18 protein-coding genes and 2 tRNA genes are annotated in these 18,934 nt (G+C 52.1%); 3 read left to right on the forward strand and 17 right to left on the reverse strand.

The window, feature by feature from the left end; all coding sequences use genetic code 11:
* Positions 1–4: 4 nt before the first annotated feature.
* The 9 genes from NG99_RS15090 to NG99_RS15125 form a co-directional block, all read right to left on the reverse strand.
* A complete protein-coding gene (locus tag NG99_RS15090; RefSeq protein ID WP_052130735.1) occupies positions 5–1,270 on the reverse strand; it encodes an acyl-CoA dehydrogenase family protein in 1,266 nt (421 codons plus the stop codon).
* Positions 1,271–1,292: 22 nt separating this feature from the next.
* Positions 1,293–2,087 (reverse strand): class II aldolase/adducin family protein, encoded by a 795-nt coding sequence (locus NG99_RS15095; protein ID WP_034894578.1) that lies wholly within the window; start codon positions 2,085–2,087, stop codon positions 1,293–1,295.
* A 36-nt stretch (positions 2,088–2,123) separates the two neighbouring features.
* Positions 2,124–3,725: an ABC transporter substrate-binding protein gene (locus tag NG99_RS15100; RefSeq protein ID WP_034894580.1), complete on the reverse strand. Its 1,602-nt coding sequence runs from the start codon at positions 3,723–3,725 to the stop codon at positions 2,124–2,126.
* A 374-nt stretch (positions 3,726–4,099) separates the two neighbouring features.
* Entirely contained in the window at positions 4,100–4,570 is a 471-nt protein-coding gene (locus tag NG99_RS15105; protein WP_198138792.1) for a GNAT family N-acetyltransferase, read from the reverse strand.
* Positions 4,571–4,952: 382 nt separating this feature from the next.
* A complete protein-coding gene (locus NG99_RS15110) occupies positions 4,953–5,180 on the reverse strand; it encodes a hypothetical protein (RefSeq protein WP_034894582.1) in 228 nt (75 codons plus the stop codon).
* Between the two features lie 363 nt (positions 5,181–5,543).
* Positions 5,544–5,762: a DUF7661 family protein gene (locus tag NG99_RS15115; protein ID WP_034894584.1), complete on the reverse strand. Its 219-nt coding sequence runs from the start codon at positions 5,760–5,762 to the stop codon at positions 5,544–5,546.
* Between the two features lie 32 nt (positions 5,763–5,794).
* Positions 5,795–5,953, reverse strand: coding sequence for a hypothetical protein (locus NG99_RS29265; RefSeq protein ID WP_157032632.1), 159 nt, complete (start codon positions 5,951–5,953; stop codon positions 5,795–5,797).
* Between the two features lie 29 nt (positions 5,954–5,982).
* On the reverse strand, positions 5,983–6,222 hold the full coding sequence (locus tag NG99_RS15120) for a putative hemolysin (protein WP_034894587.1): 240 nt from the start codon (positions 6,220–6,222) through the stop codon (positions 5,983–5,985).
* A 69-nt stretch (positions 6,223–6,291) separates the two neighbouring features.
* Positions 6,292–7,680 carry a PTS transporter subunit EIIC gene (locus NG99_RS15125; protein ID WP_034894589.1) on the reverse strand — a complete coding sequence of 463 codons (1,389 nt, stop codon included), beginning with the start codon at positions 7,678–7,680 and terminating at the stop codon, positions 6,292–6,294.
* Positions 7,681–8,009: 329 nt separating this feature from the next.
* Here NG99_RS15125 and NG99_RS15130 point away from each other — a divergent pair, with 329 nt between their 5' ends.
* Positions 8,010–9,209, forward strand: coding sequence for an enolase C-terminal domain-like protein (locus NG99_RS15130; RefSeq protein WP_034894591.1), 1,200 nt, complete (start codon positions 8,010–8,012; stop codon positions 9,207–9,209).
* Here NG99_RS15130 and NG99_RS15135 read toward each other — a convergent pair.
* Positions 9,206–9,916 carry a GntR family transcriptional regulator gene (locus tag NG99_RS15135; protein ID WP_034894593.1) on the reverse strand — a complete coding sequence of 237 codons (711 nt, stop codon included), beginning with the start codon at positions 9,914–9,916 and terminating at the stop codon, positions 9,206–9,208. The two genes, NG99_RS15130 and NG99_RS15135, sit on opposite strands and share 4 nt — an antisense overlap.
* Before the next feature lie 244 nt (positions 9,917–10,160).
* On the opposite strand from NG99_RS15135, the gene NG99_RS27635 reads away from it, so the two are divergent.
* Complete coding sequence (locus tag NG99_RS27635) at positions 10,161–10,697, forward strand: GNAT family N-acetyltransferase (protein ID WP_052130736.1); 537 nt, start codon at positions 10,161–10,163, stop codon at positions 10,695–10,697.
* Positions 10,698–10,851: 154 nt separating this feature from the next.
* Here the strand turns inward: NG99_RS27635 and NG99_RS15145 are convergent.
* From NG99_RS15145 to NG99_RS15175, 7 genes are all read right to left on the reverse strand, one after another.
* Positions 10,852–10,925: transfer RNA gene (locus NG99_RS15145), tRNA-Gly, on the reverse strand.
* Position 10,926: 1 nt separating this feature from the next.
* Positions 10,927–11,002 (reverse strand) — tRNA-Lys (locus NG99_RS15150).
* Between the two features lie 192 nt (positions 11,003–11,194).
* Complete coding sequence (locus NG99_RS15155; RefSeq protein WP_034894596.1) at positions 11,195–12,265, reverse strand: ABC transporter ATP-binding protein; 1,071 nt, start codon at positions 12,263–12,265, stop codon at positions 11,195–11,197.
* Entirely contained in the window at positions 12,258–14,027 is a 1,770-nt protein-coding gene (locus tag NG99_RS15160; RefSeq protein WP_034894598.1) for an ABC transporter permease, read from the reverse strand. Before NG99_RS15160 ends, NG99_RS15155 begins: the two co-directional genes overlap by 8 nt.
* A gap of 87 nt (positions 14,028–14,114) precedes the next feature.
* On the reverse strand, positions 14,115–15,203 hold the full coding sequence (locus NG99_RS15165; RefSeq protein WP_034894600.1) for an ABC transporter substrate-binding protein: 1,089 nt from the start codon (positions 15,201–15,203) through the stop codon (positions 14,115–14,117).
* Positions 15,204–15,376: 173 nt separating this feature from the next.
* Positions 15,377–16,093 (reverse strand): response regulator, encoded by a 717-nt coding sequence (locus tag NG99_RS15170; RefSeq protein ID WP_034894602.1) that lies wholly within the window; start codon positions 16,091–16,093, stop codon positions 15,377–15,379.
* A complete protein-coding gene (locus tag NG99_RS15175; protein WP_034894603.1) occupies positions 16,090–17,739 on the reverse strand; it encodes an ATP-binding protein in 1,650 nt (549 codons plus the stop codon). Before NG99_RS15175 ends, NG99_RS15170 begins: the two co-directional genes overlap by 4 nt.
* 214 nt (positions 17,740–17,953) lie before the next feature.
* On the opposite strand from NG99_RS15175, the gene msrA reads away from it, so the two are divergent.
* Positions 17,954–18,490 (forward strand): peptide-methionine (S)-S-oxide reductase MsrA, encoded by a 537-nt coding sequence (gene msrA / locus NG99_RS15180; protein WP_034894605.1) that lies wholly within the window; start codon positions 17,954–17,956, stop codon positions 18,488–18,490.
* The last annotated feature ends 444 nt before the right edge of the window (positions 18,491–18,934 follow it).

The raw sequence follows: 18,934 nt of genomic DNA on the forward strand, positions 1-18,934 counted from the left end.
CCGGCTAGTCGTACATGGTGATGGGCGGCGGCGTCTGGTCGAGATAAAAACGACCTACAACGCGATAGCGGTGGTTGATGGGATCGTGGGTGGTGTGAGTCCGGGCATTGCGCCAGTGACGGTCAAAATTGTTGGCGCTCAGGGTCGCGGAGGAGCCGCCGACGTCGTAAATCAATTCTGCGGCGCGCAGGGCGGACTCGTTGCAGATGATCTTTGCTTCTGCGGTGGCAATGGAGGCGGCAATCAGGCGGGCTTCGCGTTCAGCTTCTGCAAGATCGCCGTACCATCCCGACACGGCCTCATCGACCTTGCGGGCTGCGCGCAACAGTGTGGCTTCTGCCGCATGCGCATGCGCGGCGATGTTGCCGATAATATGCTGAACGTACCAGTCATCCACCGAGCGCTCAACGCCCGAATCAGGCCGTGGACGCGCGCCGCGATTGGCCCAGCCGATAGCCTCGTCGAGCACTGCGAAGGCAATGCCTACTTCAATCGTTGAGTGCAGCATCTGGGTAGCGGCGGGCTGATAGTTGCGGCGTTTCTTTTCCGCGTGACTGTAAAACATCACTTCTTCCGGCAGCACAGCAACATCGTTGAATTCGGTGCTGCCGCTGGCAGTGAGCCGCTGCCCCATGCCATCCCAGTCATCATGCTGTACTACCCCCTGGCGAAGGCGCGGTATTAATGCTGAGACAGTGTCGCCGAGGTCGTTTTTTGCCGTCACGCGCAGTCGGTCAGCATATAAGCCGCCGGTGCTGTAAAACTTTTTACCCCGTAAGCGCAGGCCCTGCGGCGTAGTGATCAGCTGCGTCGTCATATCGGTGACAAACTTGCCGCCCAGCTCACCCGTTGCGCCACTGATGATGTCGCCGTATCGCAATCCGGCAAAATAACGCGCCTGCTGCTCCGCGTTGCCGTTGAGCCGCAGACGTTCAACCGAGGTGAAATGGGGGATCAGCACCTGCGCCACGTTGGGATCGCCTTTCGCCAGCGCGATCATGATTTGGGCTAAATCTTCATAGGCAAGCTCAGGACCGTCCCATTTCACCGGAACGCGCACAGCGGTAATGCCAGCTGTACGTACCCATTCCAGCGCCTCATGGGCCAGAATTCGCTGCTTATCACGCAGTGAAGCTTCTGCCGCCAGCGCTGGCGTCAATGCTTGTGCGGCGCGAATGATCCCTTCCGCTGAGGTTGTCGCACTGACGACGGGATAATCAAAATGGCCCACTGGGCTTTCCAGTTCAACCGGGGAATTCTGTAAAGTCATCGTTATCTCCTGAGGGGCCTCATCAGTCGCGATAGGGCACGCCATCGCGATCCAGTAGGCGCTTCAGCGCGTTGAAATGCAGTTCAGCGCCGGGCAAATACTCGCTCTGCTGGCCGTCATGCAGCGGCGTACGGGTAATTTGATGACGAACTTTTTCCCGCAGCGCTGGCGTCAGCTCACGTAACGGCTCGCCCGTCCAGCGGGCATAGAGCTGGACCTGGCAGGCATACTCGAGAGAATACAGTCGATCCCAGGCTTCACCTGCGGTGGTGCCGGTCACCACCACGCCGTGATTGGCCATAAACAGGATTGATTTCAGCTGTAACAGTTCGGCCAGACGTCCACCTTCGTCCGGGTCACGCGCCAGGGCCTGATAGTCGTTGTCATAGGCAATGTCATCACTCAGCAAGGCTTCCGCCTGGCCGGTGATCAGCAAACGCTGATCGGCCAATCGTGCGATCGCGCTGGCATAGGGCATGTGGGTGTGAAAGACCGCCGCGTGCTGCGGGTCGAAAGCATGAATTGGCGCATGGATGCAGTAGGCGGAACGCTGTATCTGTCCTTTTCCCGCCAGCAGCTTGCCGTCATAACCCACTTTTAGAAAGACGCTGGCCGTCGCCTCTGACCAGTGCAGGCCAAAAGGCAGCAGCAGAAATGCCCGCTCGCCTGGGACGGCCAGCGTCAGATGGTTGTAAATCCCCTGACTAAAACCATTACGGTCAGAAAAATGATGCGCAGCGGCAAGGTCGATACGGGCCTGCCACTCTTCCGCGCTCACCTCGTTGCGAGAGACGCGTTCGATGTGTAAATCAGTCATAGCCTTCTCCTGGAGTTCAATGATTGAAAGGGCAACTTAAGGCGCTAACCATGCATCGCGGAAACCGTTGTGCGCGCCAGCAGGGGACAGATCGACACCGTGCAATTTCTTGTTCCATGCGGTGAAGAAAGGGGCCTGCATAATGGGAATCAGAGGGAGGTCGGTCATAGCAAGTCGTTGGAAATCATGGAAATCCTGCACGCGTTTTTGCGGATCGACTTCGCTTTCGTAGCGATGAATGATCTCGTCCATCGCCGGGTTGCTGTAGCCGAAGGCGTTGGCATAAGGCACGCCGCGCGTTTGTGCTTTCGAATCGTAAACGCGGGTCAGCCCCATCTGAGGATCGAGCATGATTCCCCACCCCTGGAACACCACATCAAAGTCGTAATCAGTGTAAATTTTGCGGGTGAAAGTCGCGTTATCCAGCGGAATGTATTGCAGTTTTACCCCTACCTTACTCAGGGACTGACGCAGGAATTCACCGACCAGTAAAGCCTGGCTGGACGCCGGATCGGTATAAAGCCTCAGGGTGAATCGCGTCCCATCGGCCTGGCGTTTAAAGCCAATCTCATCCAGCAGCTGATTGGCTTTATCGATATTTAGATCGTAGTGGGGCACATTATTGCTGAAATAGCGCGTCAGCGAGGAGGGAATAGCGCTGTATTCCGGTTTGCTTTGTCCATACCAGACCGTATCAATCAGCCGCTGACGGTCGATGACATGCGCGAACGCCTGGCGTACCTTCTGTTGTTCCAGATATTTATTCCGCAGATTAAACGCCAGGAAATAGGTCTGAGCGGCATAAGAATAGCCACGAGAGTCAAAAGAAAGATTAGGGTTTTTTTTCAGTCGCGCTATATCGGCAAAGGGAACGCCAGCAAACGGGATATAAGACACTTCACCCGATTCGAGAGCAGCGCTGCGTGCTGACGCATCTGGAATAAAACGGTAAATAAGCCGATCTAAATAAGGTTTCCCTTTATTCCAGTAGTCCGGGTTACGGACTAACTCGACATACTGTCCACGCTCCCATTTTTGAAATTTAAACGGACCCGTGCCAATCGGTTTGGCGCTCGCGGGGTTGGTGCGGATATCCTTACCGGCAAAAATATGAGCCGGTAAAACCTGAGATTCAGCACCGTCAAACGCATTTAAAATCACCTGCGACGGGGCGCTCAGGCGAAATATGGCGGTGAGCGCATCCGGGGTTTCAACATCGGTCAAGGTGGCAAAGGTTGATCGACCGCGGGAGTGCACTTTTTTCCACACTTCAAGCGCAGAGTAACGTACGTCCTCTGACGTAAATGGCTGACCGTCATGCCATTTTACCCCTGGGCGCAGCTTAAAAGTAATGCTTTTGCCATCCGGAGAAACGCTCCACGACTCCGCAAGATTGGGCTGCGGTTGGTAATTATCGTCATAACGTAACAGGCCGTCGAAAATGTTGGCGGAGATGGTGCGGTTGGAATATTGATTATTAAACGTGGCGGTAAGTGAACTGGGTTCCGGATCAATTGCTACGATTAACGTGCCGCCGCGTACCGGTTGTGCTGGCGATGCGTCTTGCGCCTCTGCCGCTGTTATCATTTGCCCAAGTGAAAAAACTATCGCCAAAAAAGTAAAAAAACGCCGAGCCATCAGATTTTCTCCATGAATAGTAATATGCGTCGATAATATTTATTGGGAATCTGTCGATCAGGCCGATACTAGCCTTGAGAATTGGCAATCCATAAGTAACAAGTTCAGGATAATATTCCTGGATTTGGCATTAGAGATGATTTTAAAGCGATAAATAGGGCGCTGAATAAGCCGTTTTAGATAAATACCCCCCTTCAGTCAGTCATTCGTTCAGACGAGGCATACATTTTTTTCAGGCCCGATTGATGGTGAGAGATAACGTTATAAATATAATTTTTTCTTAAGTGTGGGGGGCACCAACATGACGCCGGCTCAGTGGCGTATTTATCATGCCGTAAAATCTCTAACAATGATAAACACCGCAGCGGTGTGAATTAAAGCAGCTTATTCATATTGAAACCATTCACTCTGTAACCGTTAGATTCATAAACATGTTTTGCCCGATCGTTGCCAGCCGCCACCCGAAGTTTAATCTGGGTAACTCCCTGCTCGCGCAGTATTTTCTCCAGCGCTTTCATTGACTCGCTGCCTAAGCCTTTCCCCTGGTATTGCGGGAAAATAGTAAAATCATAAATAAAGGCAGACTTAGACAGTGAATCAGGTCTGTACCAAAGATAGCCAGCATGATGTTGCTGCTCGGAATCGCAGTGGAAAATGCTCAGCAGAACCTGGCCGGCAGTCTTTTCACCCGCAGGAAAGCTGGCTTCGATTTCTCGTTGTGCCTGGGCGAGAGCCTCGTCTGGCGGCAGCCGATAGCTTGATGAGATCTCTTCGGCATAATCTGGTATCAGGTATTGCACGAAAGCCGAAAACTGATCGGCCGTCATCGCTTTGAAATCAATCATCTGTTGTCCTTTATGAAAAACGTCTTACTGTATACCACGTATATCAGACATTCGGCGATAGTGTGGTGGGAAGGCTATCACACTGAATGAGAAGAGGCTCGAATATCCGGGCTGGAAGCGTCGGTCAAGCGCAGCAGTGGGTATTGTGAGTGGCTATAATAGGGCCAGTTGGTCGCAACGGGGCATCATGGCAGGATTGATATGAAACAAGAATGACTATGGTAAGGTAGTCTTGTGTCTCACTACCTGTTCCGTCTGGCCGCTGATGGTACGATTAAACAGTATGACGCTAATCAGTGGCCCGTGGAATCTGTTGCTGGCATCGCTCAAGGGTCTGGGTAATAAATCGGTTATAAAATGTAGATGTCTCCAGGGGCGTTAGTTATTTTTGGCCTATGTATCCGTGTATGAGTTTTTCAATCGTACCTGGCTTGTGCTCCATTACAGAGCCAATAAAATAGGTGTTCCCGTCATTAGATTTGAAAGGGTAGAGATAATAATTTTCCTCTATCCCTTCATGAAAAAGAAAGTGGTCCTGGTAGGGGTGAGAATACTCGGCCTCAACAAACTTACCTTTATTAGTGCCGTCGATAAGAAGAAAACGTGACATTTAGAGACCTCCAGTTGATTTCACATGGAGAACGTAACACATCGTGAGCATCATCACTGTTACGGATTGTGAGCCATTGGTAATGATTCGTAAAACACATTACGCAAAGCCTCCAGGCCCGCTCAGGGGGCTTCACTGCTGGGTTTTCTCTCCTGTTTACGCCCTGCCACTCCCGCCCAAAATCTCTTGTTAGCCTGGACCGATCGCCAGTGATTCATTGAGGTGGTGGAGCGGCGACAGAGGCAGTAATGACAACGTAGTGTGATGGAAAGGAGGGGACAAAAGACGCGACCCGAAGGTCGATTAGAGAGGCTTTTTTTATTGAGAAGTAACGCTACCGGCCGCAAGTCTCAGTAACAGCTTTCACTGAATCTGTTTTACATCAGGGTGCTGCTCAGTGGCGGCTTCATGGAAGATGTCGCCAAGCCAGAGCGGGATGTCATCCTGATTCATATCGTCTGGGATAGCGACGTCATAAAGCCTGGAAAACTTCTGTTCGGACAGGTCTACCCGAAACACCAGCCAGCGATTTTGCTCTCGCCTGACGCCGATATGCCGTCCAAAAACATCGTAAATCAACATTCGATCGCCTGTAGGCTTTAATTCTTCCACTCTCAGCCCGCGCTTAGGCCAATCACGGCATTTACCAGCCCCGCAGCGAACAAAACCAGACCGGGTATCAGGTAGTTTTTGTCCTTTTTCTTATAAAACAGCGCCAGCAGAACCAGCCCGATAGCCAGGAGGGGAACAGCGATAATGGCAAATGTAGACATGTATGCTCCTTTACAGAATGTTTTTCCGCTTATGCTTTGTGATCGCGCCGGTACAATGTCCACTCCTCAATGCGTTCACCGCCTGGCAGAGTGCAATAACCCGTAACGCCTTTATCCGTTGTGACCATATCCAGCTTCCCGCCCAGCTTACCACAATAGACTGAGGCCGGATTAGCCATGCCAACGGCGGGCTGCTTCGGCTCTTCTTGCCCGGTTGCGCAGGCGGCGAGCGAGGAGGTTACAGCGAGAGCGAACAGTACTTTTTTCATAAACTTTTCCAGCTATAAATTTTTAGACCCAAACATCTCTTTCGGCTTTTAAACAGCAGTCTGAAATAGTTAGCGGGTTTGATTCACCATCGGCACCGTTTGTTCGGTGCCTTTTCCTCTTACTATCATCAGATATGTCAGCGTAAATGACAATCCCAACGACAGCGCGACGCCCATCAGAACAAAGATAAAGTACGGGCCGATGTAGGCGGGCAGGCTGAAAATGCTCGACAGAATATAGCCATACAGCCGCACGCCAAAGAAGGCGATAAAGGCAGACGCCACCGAGCTGCTGATAGTTGTGGCAATAAAAGCCTTTTTGTAGCGGGTCAGTACGCCGAACAGGGCCGGCTCGGTGATCCCCAATAGTCCTGAAATCGCCGCCGAAAGCACCACGGATTTTTGTTCACGGGTTTTAACGTGGAAATAGATCGCAAAGGTCGACCCGGCAATCGCCATGTTGGCCATAAACATCATTGGCATCAGCATATCCCAGCCCCGATCGGTAAAGTTCTGCAGTGCGATCGGCGTCATGGCGTGATGCATACCGGTAAGAATAGCGACCGGGCGGATGGCGCCGACAATAAAGCCCGCGAAGACCGCTGAAACATCGAACAATCCCTGAATGCCGAACGCCAGCAGTTTACCGAGATAAATGCCCACCGGGCCGATCAGCGTCAGAGAAACCAGCGCCGTAATAAATAAGGTCAGCGTTGGCGTGAATACGGTTTTCAGCACCTCCGGCATAATTTTATCCACCCAGCGATGGATATAGCTCAGTGCCAGCACTGAGAAAATTACCGGGATCACGCTGGCTGAATAGTTGAAAACGGGTACTGGCAGCACCTCCATAAAATGGAGCGCGGTCGGTGCGCCTGCGGCGTGGCTGGCGAGCGCTTTAGCGGCATCAATAAGCGTCGGGTACATCAGGCAGGCCGCGACGGCGGCGGCGAGATAGTCGTTCGTTTTGAAGATCCTCGCTGCGGACACCGCGAGGAAAAAGGGCAGGAAGTAGAAAACGCCGCTGGCGATCAAATCAATGATCATCACCGTTTCGCTTTTTGCCGAGATAATCTTTAGCGCAATCAGCCCAGCCAGCAAACCTTTAATCATTCCCGCGCCCGCAATTGCCGGAACGATCGGCCCGAACACGCCGGAAACCGTATCCATAAACAGGGAGATGAGGCTCTTGCGACCTTTAGTGGCAACGTTTCCTGCTGTGCCTGCGGTCGCTTCCAGCAGTGGCGCGATTGCCTCATACCAGACGTTCACCTTCGGGCCAATGATGATCTGAACCTGATCGCTCTGGCTTTGCGCGCCTAAAACGCCCGGCAGATTTTTAATCTCATCCCACGAGACTTTATTTTCGTCGACTAAATCAAATCGCAGGCGCGTCATGCAATGCCAGACCTTATTAATGTTTTCTTTACCGCCAACCAATTTAATGACGGACTGCATTGTTTCACTCTTCACTCTCGAACTCCGTGACAAAAGTGTTTGTCTGATGGGAATGTAGTGTAGTGACGGTGTTTTTTAAAAACAAACCAATAAAATCAGATGTTCATCACATAACTTCATTTTAAAGCCACCTGGAAAGCTGCTTGAGGTGAATTGGTACGGTTTTATTGAATAATTGGCTACGCTTCCAGACCAAAATAAAGTGATTAATTTATGCTTTACAAGCAGGTTAAAAATACGGTGAAATAACATCAATACGCTTATTCCCTTTGCCATTTCATTCTGCTGGCAAGGCAGACTTTCATTATTAAAAGTATTAAGGATTGATCATGCAGCCTGTGCTGATTACCAATATTTCCTGCCAGATAACGCGCCCGGACCGCCATAATTTAGTCGTGGTGAGAATTGAAACCGATAGCGGCGTTTTCGGCCTGGGCTGTGCGACCTTCCAGCAGCGTCCGCTGGCGGTCAAACTGATGGTTGATGAATACCTGAAGCCGTTGCTGATCGGCCGGGATGCTAATCACATCGAAGATTTGTGGCAGATGATGATGGTTAACGCTTACTGGCGCAATGGTCCGGTGATCAACAACGCTATTGCGGGCATTGATATGGCGCTGTGGGATATCAAAGGCAAGCTGGCGAATATGCCGCTCTACCATCTGTTTGGCGGCAAATCGAAAGATGTCGTGACCGCATACAGTCACGCTGCCGGAGAAACGCTGGATGAGCTCTATAAAGAAGTGGAGCGCCTGCTGTCTGAAGGCTACCGGCATATCCGCTGCCAGCTGGGTTTCTATGGCGGCACCGCGCGTGATTTTCACAGTTCGCGCACGCCGACAGTCGGCGCCTATTACGATCAGGATCAGTATATGGATAACACGCTGGCGATGTTCAAAGCGCTGCGTGCCAAATACGCTAACCAGTTTCACATTCTGCACGACGTTCACGAGCGTTTGTTCCCGCAGCAGGCTGTGCAGTTTGCGAAAGCCGTCGAACAGTACCGGCCTTACTTTATTGAAGATATTCTGCCGCCGGATCAAAACGAATGGCTGGCGCAGATCCGCAGCCAGACTGCGGTGCCGCTGGCGACCGGAGAGTTGTTTAACAATCCGGCGGAGTGGAAAGATCTGATAGTTAATCGCCGTATCGATTTCATCCGCTGTCACGTTTCACAAATCGGCGGCATCACGCCGGCGCTGAAACTGGCGCATTTTTGCCAAAGTTTTGGCGTGCGTCTGGCCTGGCACTGTCCGCCGGATATGACGCCGATCGGGGCAGCGGTTAATACGCATCTGAATATTCATCTGCATAATGCCGCTATTCAGGAGTTTGTCGCTTATCCGGCCAACACGCAGCTGGTCTTTCCTGGCGCACGGGCACCGGAGAACGGCTATTTTTATCCCTGTGAAGAAGCGGGGATCGGCGTGGGCTTTGATCAGCAGGTTGCCGCCGGGTTCCCGCTGGTGTATCGCCCGCATGAGTGGACGCAAAGCCGGCTGCCCAACGGCGCGATCCACACGCCTTAAGTCTGGCGGAAGGCCAGATTGTCCTGATTGAACGGGATGACGTAGGTACAGGAATAATCGATATCTACAATATCACTGAACGCATACACCCGGCCGCCCTGCAAAATACCTCTGTTGGTAATATGCATGGCGGGGATACCTTTTTTACAGCCCAGCGTCTGCGCCTGTTCTTTACTGACGGTCACTGCCTGATAGCGGGTGAGCGAGTGTGAAATGGCGTAGCCTTTGCTCAACACATATTGCTGGATCGAGTGCTCAATGGTTTTTTGATTCAGATCGGCAAACCCTTCTGCTGGCATTCGCGAGTATTCAATCTGCACATTGCGCTGATTAATGCGGCGTAAGCGGGTAAATGCCCAGATAAAATCGTCGGTGGTTAATCCGAAAACCTGCTGCTCTTCTTTGTCCGGCCGCCGCTTGTGCAGTTCAAGCATTTTGAAGCTGATGTCAGCGAATTTCTTTTCGGTAATCGAGTTGTACACCAGCGGATTGCTGCTGACGCCGGGATTAATATAAATCCCCGATCCCTGAACGATACGCACCGCGCCGATACTCACCATTTTCTCCAGCGCCTTGCGCACGGTAAAGCGCGATACCGCATATTCCTCCGCCAGCTGGCGCTCCGGGGGTAATTTTTCAGGTAAAGACCCGCTGTGCTGATAAATCTTGCTCAGCAAATCCTGAGCGATAAATTCACTTTTTTTCATCGGCGATGATGTCGGTTCGGAAAAAGGGTATTTGAACATGCTGGCAGCGGGGAGGGCAAACGGCTGGTTTTATTGTTGCAGAGAAAGGAGGGCGCGAATGCCACTCGTTGGTGCTAACAAATCTTCTGTTATTTCAGCCTTTTTGGTCAATTTTACCTCTCGCTGGTTAAGGAGAGAACGCTGCTATAATACTCACCAGGTGGAACATACCCTCTGCCGCAAACACAAAAGCAGGATGAGCGTAATGTATACAAAATCAGAGCGACTGACTATGCGGCCCGTTACAACATCAGATGTTGATAACCTCTTTAGTATTTATGGTGATCCAGCCACGAATACTTTTAACCCCGCGGGTCCTTATGCTGACCTTGCTCATGCAAAAACAGTCCTGGCCCGCTGGATAACTCACTGGGAGAAACATGCTTTTGGTCCCTGGGCCATTTCATTGCGTGAAGCACCAGAAAAAGTCATTGGATTTGGCGGATTGAGCATTAGCATTTACGCCGGTATCACCATTAACAATCTTGGATACCGTTTTTCACCTGATGTATGGGGGAAGGGGCTGGCAACCGAATTTTCTCTCTGCGCCATCAATTACGGTTTTGACCAACTCAAACTTAATGAGATATCCGGTATTGTCAGGCGAAATCATCTGGCATCGCAAAAAGTTTTGTCCAAAGCTGGATTGAAATATCTTCGGGAAGTTGATGATGTCGCTAACGCACCGCCCAGTTTGCTGTTTAATCTCACCCTTAATGAGTGGCGTAGTAAGCGATTGTAGCTTGCACAAGCCTGCCTTTTCGACGTTAACCCTGGATCGTCGATCGAGATTACTTTGCTGAACTTTTGGCCGATCTCCCCAATGCAGGATAATCACGAATGCCGCTACGTCTGATTTAGAAAAAGCTTGTGGGATTATGGCTTTAATGAGGCTCTGGAGCGGCCAGTGGGAATCGAACCCGCGTCATCAGCTTGGGAAGCTGAGGTAATACCATTATACGATGGCCGCCTGGTGGGTCGTGCAGGGTTCGAACCTGCGACCAATTGATTAAGAGTCAACTGCTCTACCAGCTGAGCTAACGACCCAAGGCGACAGGCATAATAGCACTAAGTTGAGCCAAATGCTTGAGACAAATCAAAAGTGTGTAACCTTGCAGGGGGATGGGGGATGATGACGCTGCCCTTACTGAGGGGCGAACCGTGGTCGTTACCAATGCGAGGGCGCTCTGACGGCCAGTCAGAATAAAAGGAGCGGCAGACCACCGCTCCTGACAAGAATCAGGATTTCGGGAAAATCCAGAGATGATTCTCGGGCAGCAGCAGATGGCAGTGCTGCGGATCGCGGACATCAGTGCCATAAGCGCGGATGACAAAATCATCACCTGAAGTGCGGAACAGATATTCCCAGCGGTCGCCAAGATACATACTGGTCAGCAGCGGCAGTTCAAGCTGGTTTTCGCCGGGGCCGTCCACCAGCTTAACGCGCTCCACGCGGATCACCGCTGTAGCTTCCTGACCCTGTTGCACGCCTTCGCCAGCCAGTCCCCACAGCGCCCAGCCTTTGCCCTCAATACGCGCTTTACCGTCGCGAATCTCCGTGACTTTGCCGTGCAGGCGGTTATTACTGCCCATAAATTCTGCCGTAAACAGGGTTGTCGGCGAGCCGTACATCTCCTGTGGCGTCCCCTGTTGTTCAATTTTGCCGTTGTTGAGCAGCAGAATACGATCGGAAATAGCCATCGCCTCGTTCTGATCGTGCGTCACCATCAGCGCGGACAGGCCGAGTTTGATAATCAGTTCCCGCAGGAACACGCGGGCCTCTTCACGCAGCTTGGCATCAAGGTTTGACAAGGGTTCATCAAGCAGGATGACCGGCGGGTTGTAAACCAGAGCACGGCCAATCGCCACGCGCTGTTGCTGACCACCGGAAAGCTGATGTGGATGACGTTTACCAAGATGGCCGAGGCCAAGCTGATCCAGCACATCCTGAACCCGCTGGGTGATTTCCCCTGAAGCCACTTTGCGCAGCTTTAGCGGGTAGGCCACGTTCTCAAACACGGTCTTGTGTGGCCATAGCGCATAGGACTGAAACACGAGGCCAAGGTTACGCTCTTCCGCAGGAACCTCACTGCGCGCCGTGCCGTTATAAACGGTGTTTTTGCCGATGACAATCGTACCCTGAGTGGGTTTTTCCAGCCCGGCGACCGCTCGGAGCAAGGTGGTTTTCCCACTGCCGGAAGGCCCCAGCAAAGAAACGACCTCGCCGCGTTTCAAATTCATCGACACGCCCTTCAATACCGGATTGTCGCCATAGGTTAAGTGCAGGTTCTCGACCGATAATTCAATCATGTAATTTGACTCCAAAACGAAGGGCAATACCCAAGCCCACCACCACCAGCAGGATATTAATAAAGGAGAGGGCCGCGACGATATCAATAGCGCCCGCCGCCCACAGAGAAACCAGCATCGAGCCGATGGTCTCCGTTCCCGGCGAAAGCAGGTAGACACCCGTTGAGTATTCACGCTCAAATATCAGGAACATCAGCAGCCATGAGCCAATCAGGCCATAGCGCGAGAGCGGAATGGTGACGTGGCGAGTAATTTGTCCGCGCGTTGCCCCGGTGCTGCGTGCCGCTTCTTCCAGCTCCGGCCCAACCTGTAATAGCGTCGCGGAAATCAGCCGCAGCCCGTATGCCATCCACACGACGGTATAGGCCAGCCAGACGCTGAAAATGGTGCTGCGCAATGACCGCAGCCAGACGATCAGATTATCGCGCAGCCACTGTGACCAGGGCAGCCCGGAAAGCCAGCCCGATTTCAGCGCGTTGTCGAGCCACATCGGCAGAAACAGGAACACCCAGAGAAACGCCAGACCGGCAAGCAGTCCGGGCACGGCACGGGGCACCAGCACGCTGTAATCAAGAAACCGGGTGGTATTGTCCGGTTTGCGGTGCATGGCAATGCCGACAAACAAGTAGCAGGCGACCGCCACCGCGCCGCCGATGACGCCAATAGCCATTGAGTTGACGATGGCGCGCAGCAGGTTCGGCTGTTGCCAGATAGTGCGGAAGGTGTTGAGCGAGAGTTCATCCCAGAGGGATACGCCAACGCCCCAGTTGGAGATAAAGGCGCGCAGAATGACGCCAATCAGCGGCACGCCGATAGTGACGGTCAGCCAGAACGCTACCACCGCGCCAGCTACCCAGCGCCATTTCCCCAGCGGTAGCGCGCGCGACTGGGAGGCTTTACCCTTGACGGTCACAAAGCGATTGGCGGTGCGCATCAGGCGGCGCTGCAACATGACCAGCGGGATGGTGATACAAATCAGCACCACGGCAACCGCTGCCATCAGATGATATGAAGGCGTACCGAGTTTATTGGTCAGTTGGTACAAATAGGTTGCCAGCACCATATTGCCCTCGGGATCGCCTAACACCAGCATTAAACCAAACACTTCCAGCCCGAGGAAAAACAGTAAAACGATGGCATACAGCATCGACGGACGCACCATGGGCAGGCTGACGGCCGTCATGACCTGTAGCGGTGAGGCTCCGGCGATGCGCGCGGCTTCTTCAACATCGGAACCGACGCTGCGCAATGCCGAGGAGATATAAAGATAGGCATGTGGAACGTGCGTCAGGCCGGCAATCACCACGATGCTCGACATGTCATAAATATTCCACGGCACAAAACCCAGTAAGGACTGGGCCCACAGCGAGAAGAATCCCACCGGTCCGGCAGCTACCACATAGCCAAATCCCAGCACCATCGGTGAGACAAAGATAGGCACCAGGATCAGCGGCTCGATCAGACGTCTGCCCGGCAAATCAGTACGCACCATCAGAAACGCCAGGATACCGCCGAGCGGAATAGCAATGACCACCAGCCCGAAGGCCAGAATAAACCCGCTCTTCAGCGCCTTATAGAAATCCGGATCGGTAAAAATAAATTCAAATGACTCAAGGCTCCACTCTTTTGCCGGAGAAAAGAACGGCGCGGATAAGAAACTTTGTATCACTATGAACGACAGCGGAATGTAGATAACCAGTGCCGTTATCAACACCACAATGCCACGCGGCAGGCTTTGCCACTTTCTGCGCAATGTACTCATATTTTGTCCCTGGTCTGGAAGCCCAGAATAGCGAGATCAGGTAGGGGAAAAGAGGCGCGACGACCGCGTCGCGCTTTCGTCATGCCATTATTTGGCAGCGGCTTCGCGCCACTGTTTGATGTAATCAAGGCGCTTTTTCGGTTGCAGAAACTCGAGCAGACTTTCATCAACCGGAATAGGTTTCAACGCCTTACCCAGCATTTTGGTCATGCCGTCGATGTCGTTTTTACCGTCGATATCGTTACGGATTGAGGGGATATCTGCCTGACTTGCCAGTATGCTTTGCCCTTTTTCAGACAGCACATAGTCCAGCCACAGTTTTGCTGCATTGCTGTTCTGTGACTGCTGGCTGATGAAGGAAACCCGTGACAGCACCAGGGTGTAGTCCTTCGGATAGGAGATACCCAGCGAGGGATCGGTTTTAGCGCGAGCTTCGGCATAGGAACCCAGAATGTTAAAGCCAATCAGGTTTTCGCCCGACGATACGCGTTCCATCATGGTGCCGGTTGAAGACTGCACCGCTAAGCCACCTTTGGCGACGCCAGCCAGCGTTTGGAAATAGTTTGGATCGGCTTTGGAATCCTGGGCAGATAGCATAAAGCCAAGACCGGATTTTTCGATATCGTAGGTAGTGACTTTGCCCTTAAACTTATCGGCCTGGCTGCTGATGAGCTTCGCCAGCGCCGTGTGGGAATCGGGAACTTCGCCTGCCGGAATCAGGCGTTTGTTATAGATAAACACCACCGGCTCGTAAGTGGTGCCGTAAGCCTTGTTATTCCATACCGCCCATTTGGGTAACTGGCCCTGTTCAGGAGATTTATATTCCTGAGCATAATCGGTTGCGAGCTTCAGCGCGGTGTCCATGGAAGAGCTCCAGATGACATCGCCGCTGCCGCCGCCCGAAGCTTGTTCGCTGATAAAGCGGTTGTACAACTCGGTGCTGTTCATGTCGTTGTATTCAACTTTGATGCCAGGGTAGGCCGCTTCAAAGCCCTGGATCAGCGGTCCGGCCGCTTTGGTATCGGTTGTCGAGTACACCACCACTTTGCCTTCTTTGGTCGCGGCATCGACGACTTTTTGATAGTCAGCCGGATAGCCTTGAGGTAATGCAGACATTGCAGAAGAAGACACCAGCACCGCAGCGGCAAGCAGAGAGAGAGGGAAAATGTTTGACATTATAATTAACCTTTTAGTTACACTTTGGGAACTAAAGGTCAACATAACCGATGCCGTTTGCCAGGCAAGAGGGGACGATTGTTATCTTCCTGAAGTGTGATTGTTGGCGCTCTTTAGGCAATTAACACCATAAAAACCACAAAAAGCGCGTGAAAATCAGCCCGCCTCAAGCCTCATTTTTGCCCGGATCGCGCAGTATCGGATATTTTGCGGTAGAGCCGTCTTGGATGACCGATATGGCCATATTGCATCTCGACTCCGATGAAGTTGATTTCCACACAGTATTCCAGGTAACGGCGTCCCGTCGTTTTGCTGATCCCAACTTTTTCCACCACCTGTTCCACGGACCAGTTGGCCTCCGGTTTATCGATAAAAACGCGCTTAACCCGTTCAAGGGTGGTGGGTTCAATCCCTTTTAGCGAAGGAGCTGACGGCGTTTCGCTGGCTGGCAGATTAAACAGCCGGTCCAGGGCATGTTGATCAACCACCTTCACCTGGCGCAAGGTTTGCACCAGCAGCATAAAACGTTGCAGAGAAGCGCGCAGGCGGTGAAAAAATACCGGCTTGATAAGGTAGTCGAAGGCACCGCTACGCATCGCGTGGCTACAGGTTTGCATATCGCTGGCGGCAGTGATGAAAATAACTGAACAATCAAAGCTTTTCAGCAGTGGGCTGTCAATCAACTCCACGCCCTGACCGTCAGGCAAATAGTTGTCGAGCAGCACCAGCCGGGGCTGATGTAAGCGAAGAAGCGTCCGCGCCTGTTCCAAAGTGGCGGCGATGCCCACCACGCGCAGGTGGAAATTTTGCTCGATAAACTCCCGATGTAAATCGGCAAGATACGGCTCATCTTCAACAATGACGACATCAAGTGGCCGGGTGTTAGTCATGAGCGTTGTCCTGTTGAAACAGCGATCTGGAACGGGATAAACACAGAAAAAAGGGTCCCTTGCGGCGTATTGTCAGTGATTTCAATGCTGCCGCCAGCCTGATTGACGTATCCTGCCACCAGATAAAGGCCAATACCGTGTTCCAGGCCCGCCTTCTCGTTGCCGCTTTGCGGCTTACTGGTAATACCCTGCTCAAAGAGATGTGGTTTCACACTGTCGTCAACCCCGCACCCCTTATCGGCTACTTCTATCAGAATCTCTTGATTTCTGTCTGAAATATACAGCTCTACGGGCGTTGAGGGCGTCAGGGTTTTCAGCGTGGCATCCACGGCGTTATCCAGCAGATTGCCAATGATCGACATCAATTCCGTTTCGCTAATGGCTGCCGGGATGCGGCTTAACTGACAGGCCGGGTCAAATATCAGCTCAATGCCTTTCTCTCGTGCGCTGACGAATTTCCCCAGCAGCAGTCCACAAAGTGCCGGTGAAGTGAAGCGGGTAGAGACAAAATCCAGCACGTTCTGCGCGCCCTCGGACTGTGCCTGTATATAGCGCATCGCATCGTCATAGCGCTGCATTTGTAACAGTCCAACCAGCGTCGCGGTCCAGTTCAACTGTTCGTGACGAATAATGCGCAGACTGTCTGCGTAACGCGTCACCTGGCTTAGCTGGCTGCTAAGGGTATTGATGTCGTTTTTATCGCGAAAGCTAAATACCCAGCCGCTTTCTTTGCCCGGTTCCAGTTCGATAGCTACCCGGTTGACGATGACCTGCCGCTGATTCAGTACGGTGATTTGATCGTGATGATGACCGTTATCGGTCACGCCGCTTTGGGTAAAAAACGCCGGGGGAATTTTGACTACGTCTGCAAGCGGTTTTCCGAGGAGTTCTTTTTCCGTCTGATGGATATCAAAGAGCTCCCTTGCCGCCCGGTTAACCAAAATCAGCTGCTTTTCGGCATCAACGGCAAATACGCCTTCATACATCGCTTCAAGCAGGGCCTTTTGCTGCAGCACCAACAGCGCGATATCTTTTGGCTCCAGCCAGAACATCTGTTTTTTGACGTTGCGGCTGAAAATCCATGAAAAGATAAACAGCAGCAGTAGCAGAGCCAGGCCGTACAGACCCGCCTGCCAGAGCAGCCGGGCATTGATATTGGCGATATAGGAGGTGAGGTAACCTACCGAGACAATGCCGATCACCTGATGATGAGAATCAAAAATCGGCGCCTTGCTGCGCAGCGAAACGCCAATGCCGCCCTGACGAACAGAAATAATGATTTTTCCCTGCAATACCTCGGCATTATCACCGCCAATCATCGGTAAGTTCAGTCGTTCCGGCGATTCTGAATGGTACAGATGCTGCTCGCGCACGTCGCCAATCACGATATAACTGGCATCGCTCTGATTGCGCAGAGGCTGAATTAAACGGGCAATTCCCGCGATATCACGGCTAGCCACTTTTTCCGCCAGGCCTGGCATCAGCGCGATTTCACTGGCCTGCACCCGCGCGCGTTGTCCCAGATCGTGATGCAGCTGTCGGTCGATAAAATGAAACAGGATCGTGCCAAGCAGCGCTAGCAGCAGGCAGGAAAATAAAACCAGAGACAAAAAGAGTTTCACCTGAAAAGGTAATCTGCGTTTCATACGGCCTGCTGTGGGGAGAACAGGAAAGGGACATGCAGTGAGCCTAACACGTCAAAATGGCGGCGGTAATCTGGCAGCGGCAGAGTTGTGAGCTGGCTAGACTCTCTGGTATTCACGCCCGAGTAATCAGCGGGAGATAGGGCAACGCCATAGCCTTTCTGTCGCTGAGCGGGTAAGGTAACTCTATGTGTATCTATTGAGACAGGGTTGAACATTGAGTCAGGAATTTGCTGTATTTGGCGGCGGCTGCTTCTGGTGCACCGAAGCCATTTTTAAGTCAATCCACGGCGTGCAGTCCGTGGTGAGCGGGTACACCGGAGGAAACGTTCCGTTCCCCACCTATGATCAGGTCTATTCCGATACAACCGGTCACGCTGAAGCGGTCAGGATTGTGTTCGATCCGCAGCTGGTCAGCTTTGCCGATCTCCTTGATATCCACTTTGCTACTCACGATCCTACCCAGCCGAGTGTGAAAGAGGGCGTCGTTCGCACCCGCTATCGTTCTGCCATTTTCCCCGTCAGTGAAGCCCAGCGAGCGGAAGCCCTGGTGGCGATAGCCGGAATGGAAAAAGAGCTGTCAAAGCCGCTGGTGACGACCCTTGAGCCCTTTACCGAATGGTATGACGCGGAGGACTATCATCAGAATTTCTGGGAAAAAGAAGGCCAGGAAAACGCCTTCTGCATGATGAATATTCCCTCCAAGCTGGCAAAACTGAGAGATAAGTTCCCTCAAAACCGCCCAACAGAGTAACTCACAGGTTCGGGCGTTATGCTCGCAGGGGACTTTATGAAGACCGTTGTTATTATCGTAGCCTGTCTGTTTCTCTCAGGCTGCGCATCAGGAATTGCTTCGTTAATTCCCTCTTCTGACGTCTGTCCTAATGGTATTGACAGCGTCACCGGGCAGTGCCGATAAACTGCCAGCGGCCCGCTGAATAAATTAAATTTATCTATTTATTCAGCGGGGTGGCGTTTATCGCAGGCTGACTCTGGCCCAATCTGCATTTTTCTTATTAATTTGTGTGGTTTTTAGCTATTAATCCTCAGGATTGATCCGGTTAAAGCGTTATTTAGAGCAATCAGGCGTGGATACACAGGGGTAATTTTAACCTTTTGATTTTTAGCAACTATTAATTTAAGTAACTAAAGAAACTGAATTTGTAGTTAAAAGTAAATGTGATTTGTTAGCAAATTG

Source organism: Erwinia typographi (assembly GCF_000773975.1).
Lineage (GTDB): Bacteria > Pseudomonadota > Gammaproteobacteria > Enterobacterales > Enterobacteriaceae > Erwinia > Erwinia typographi.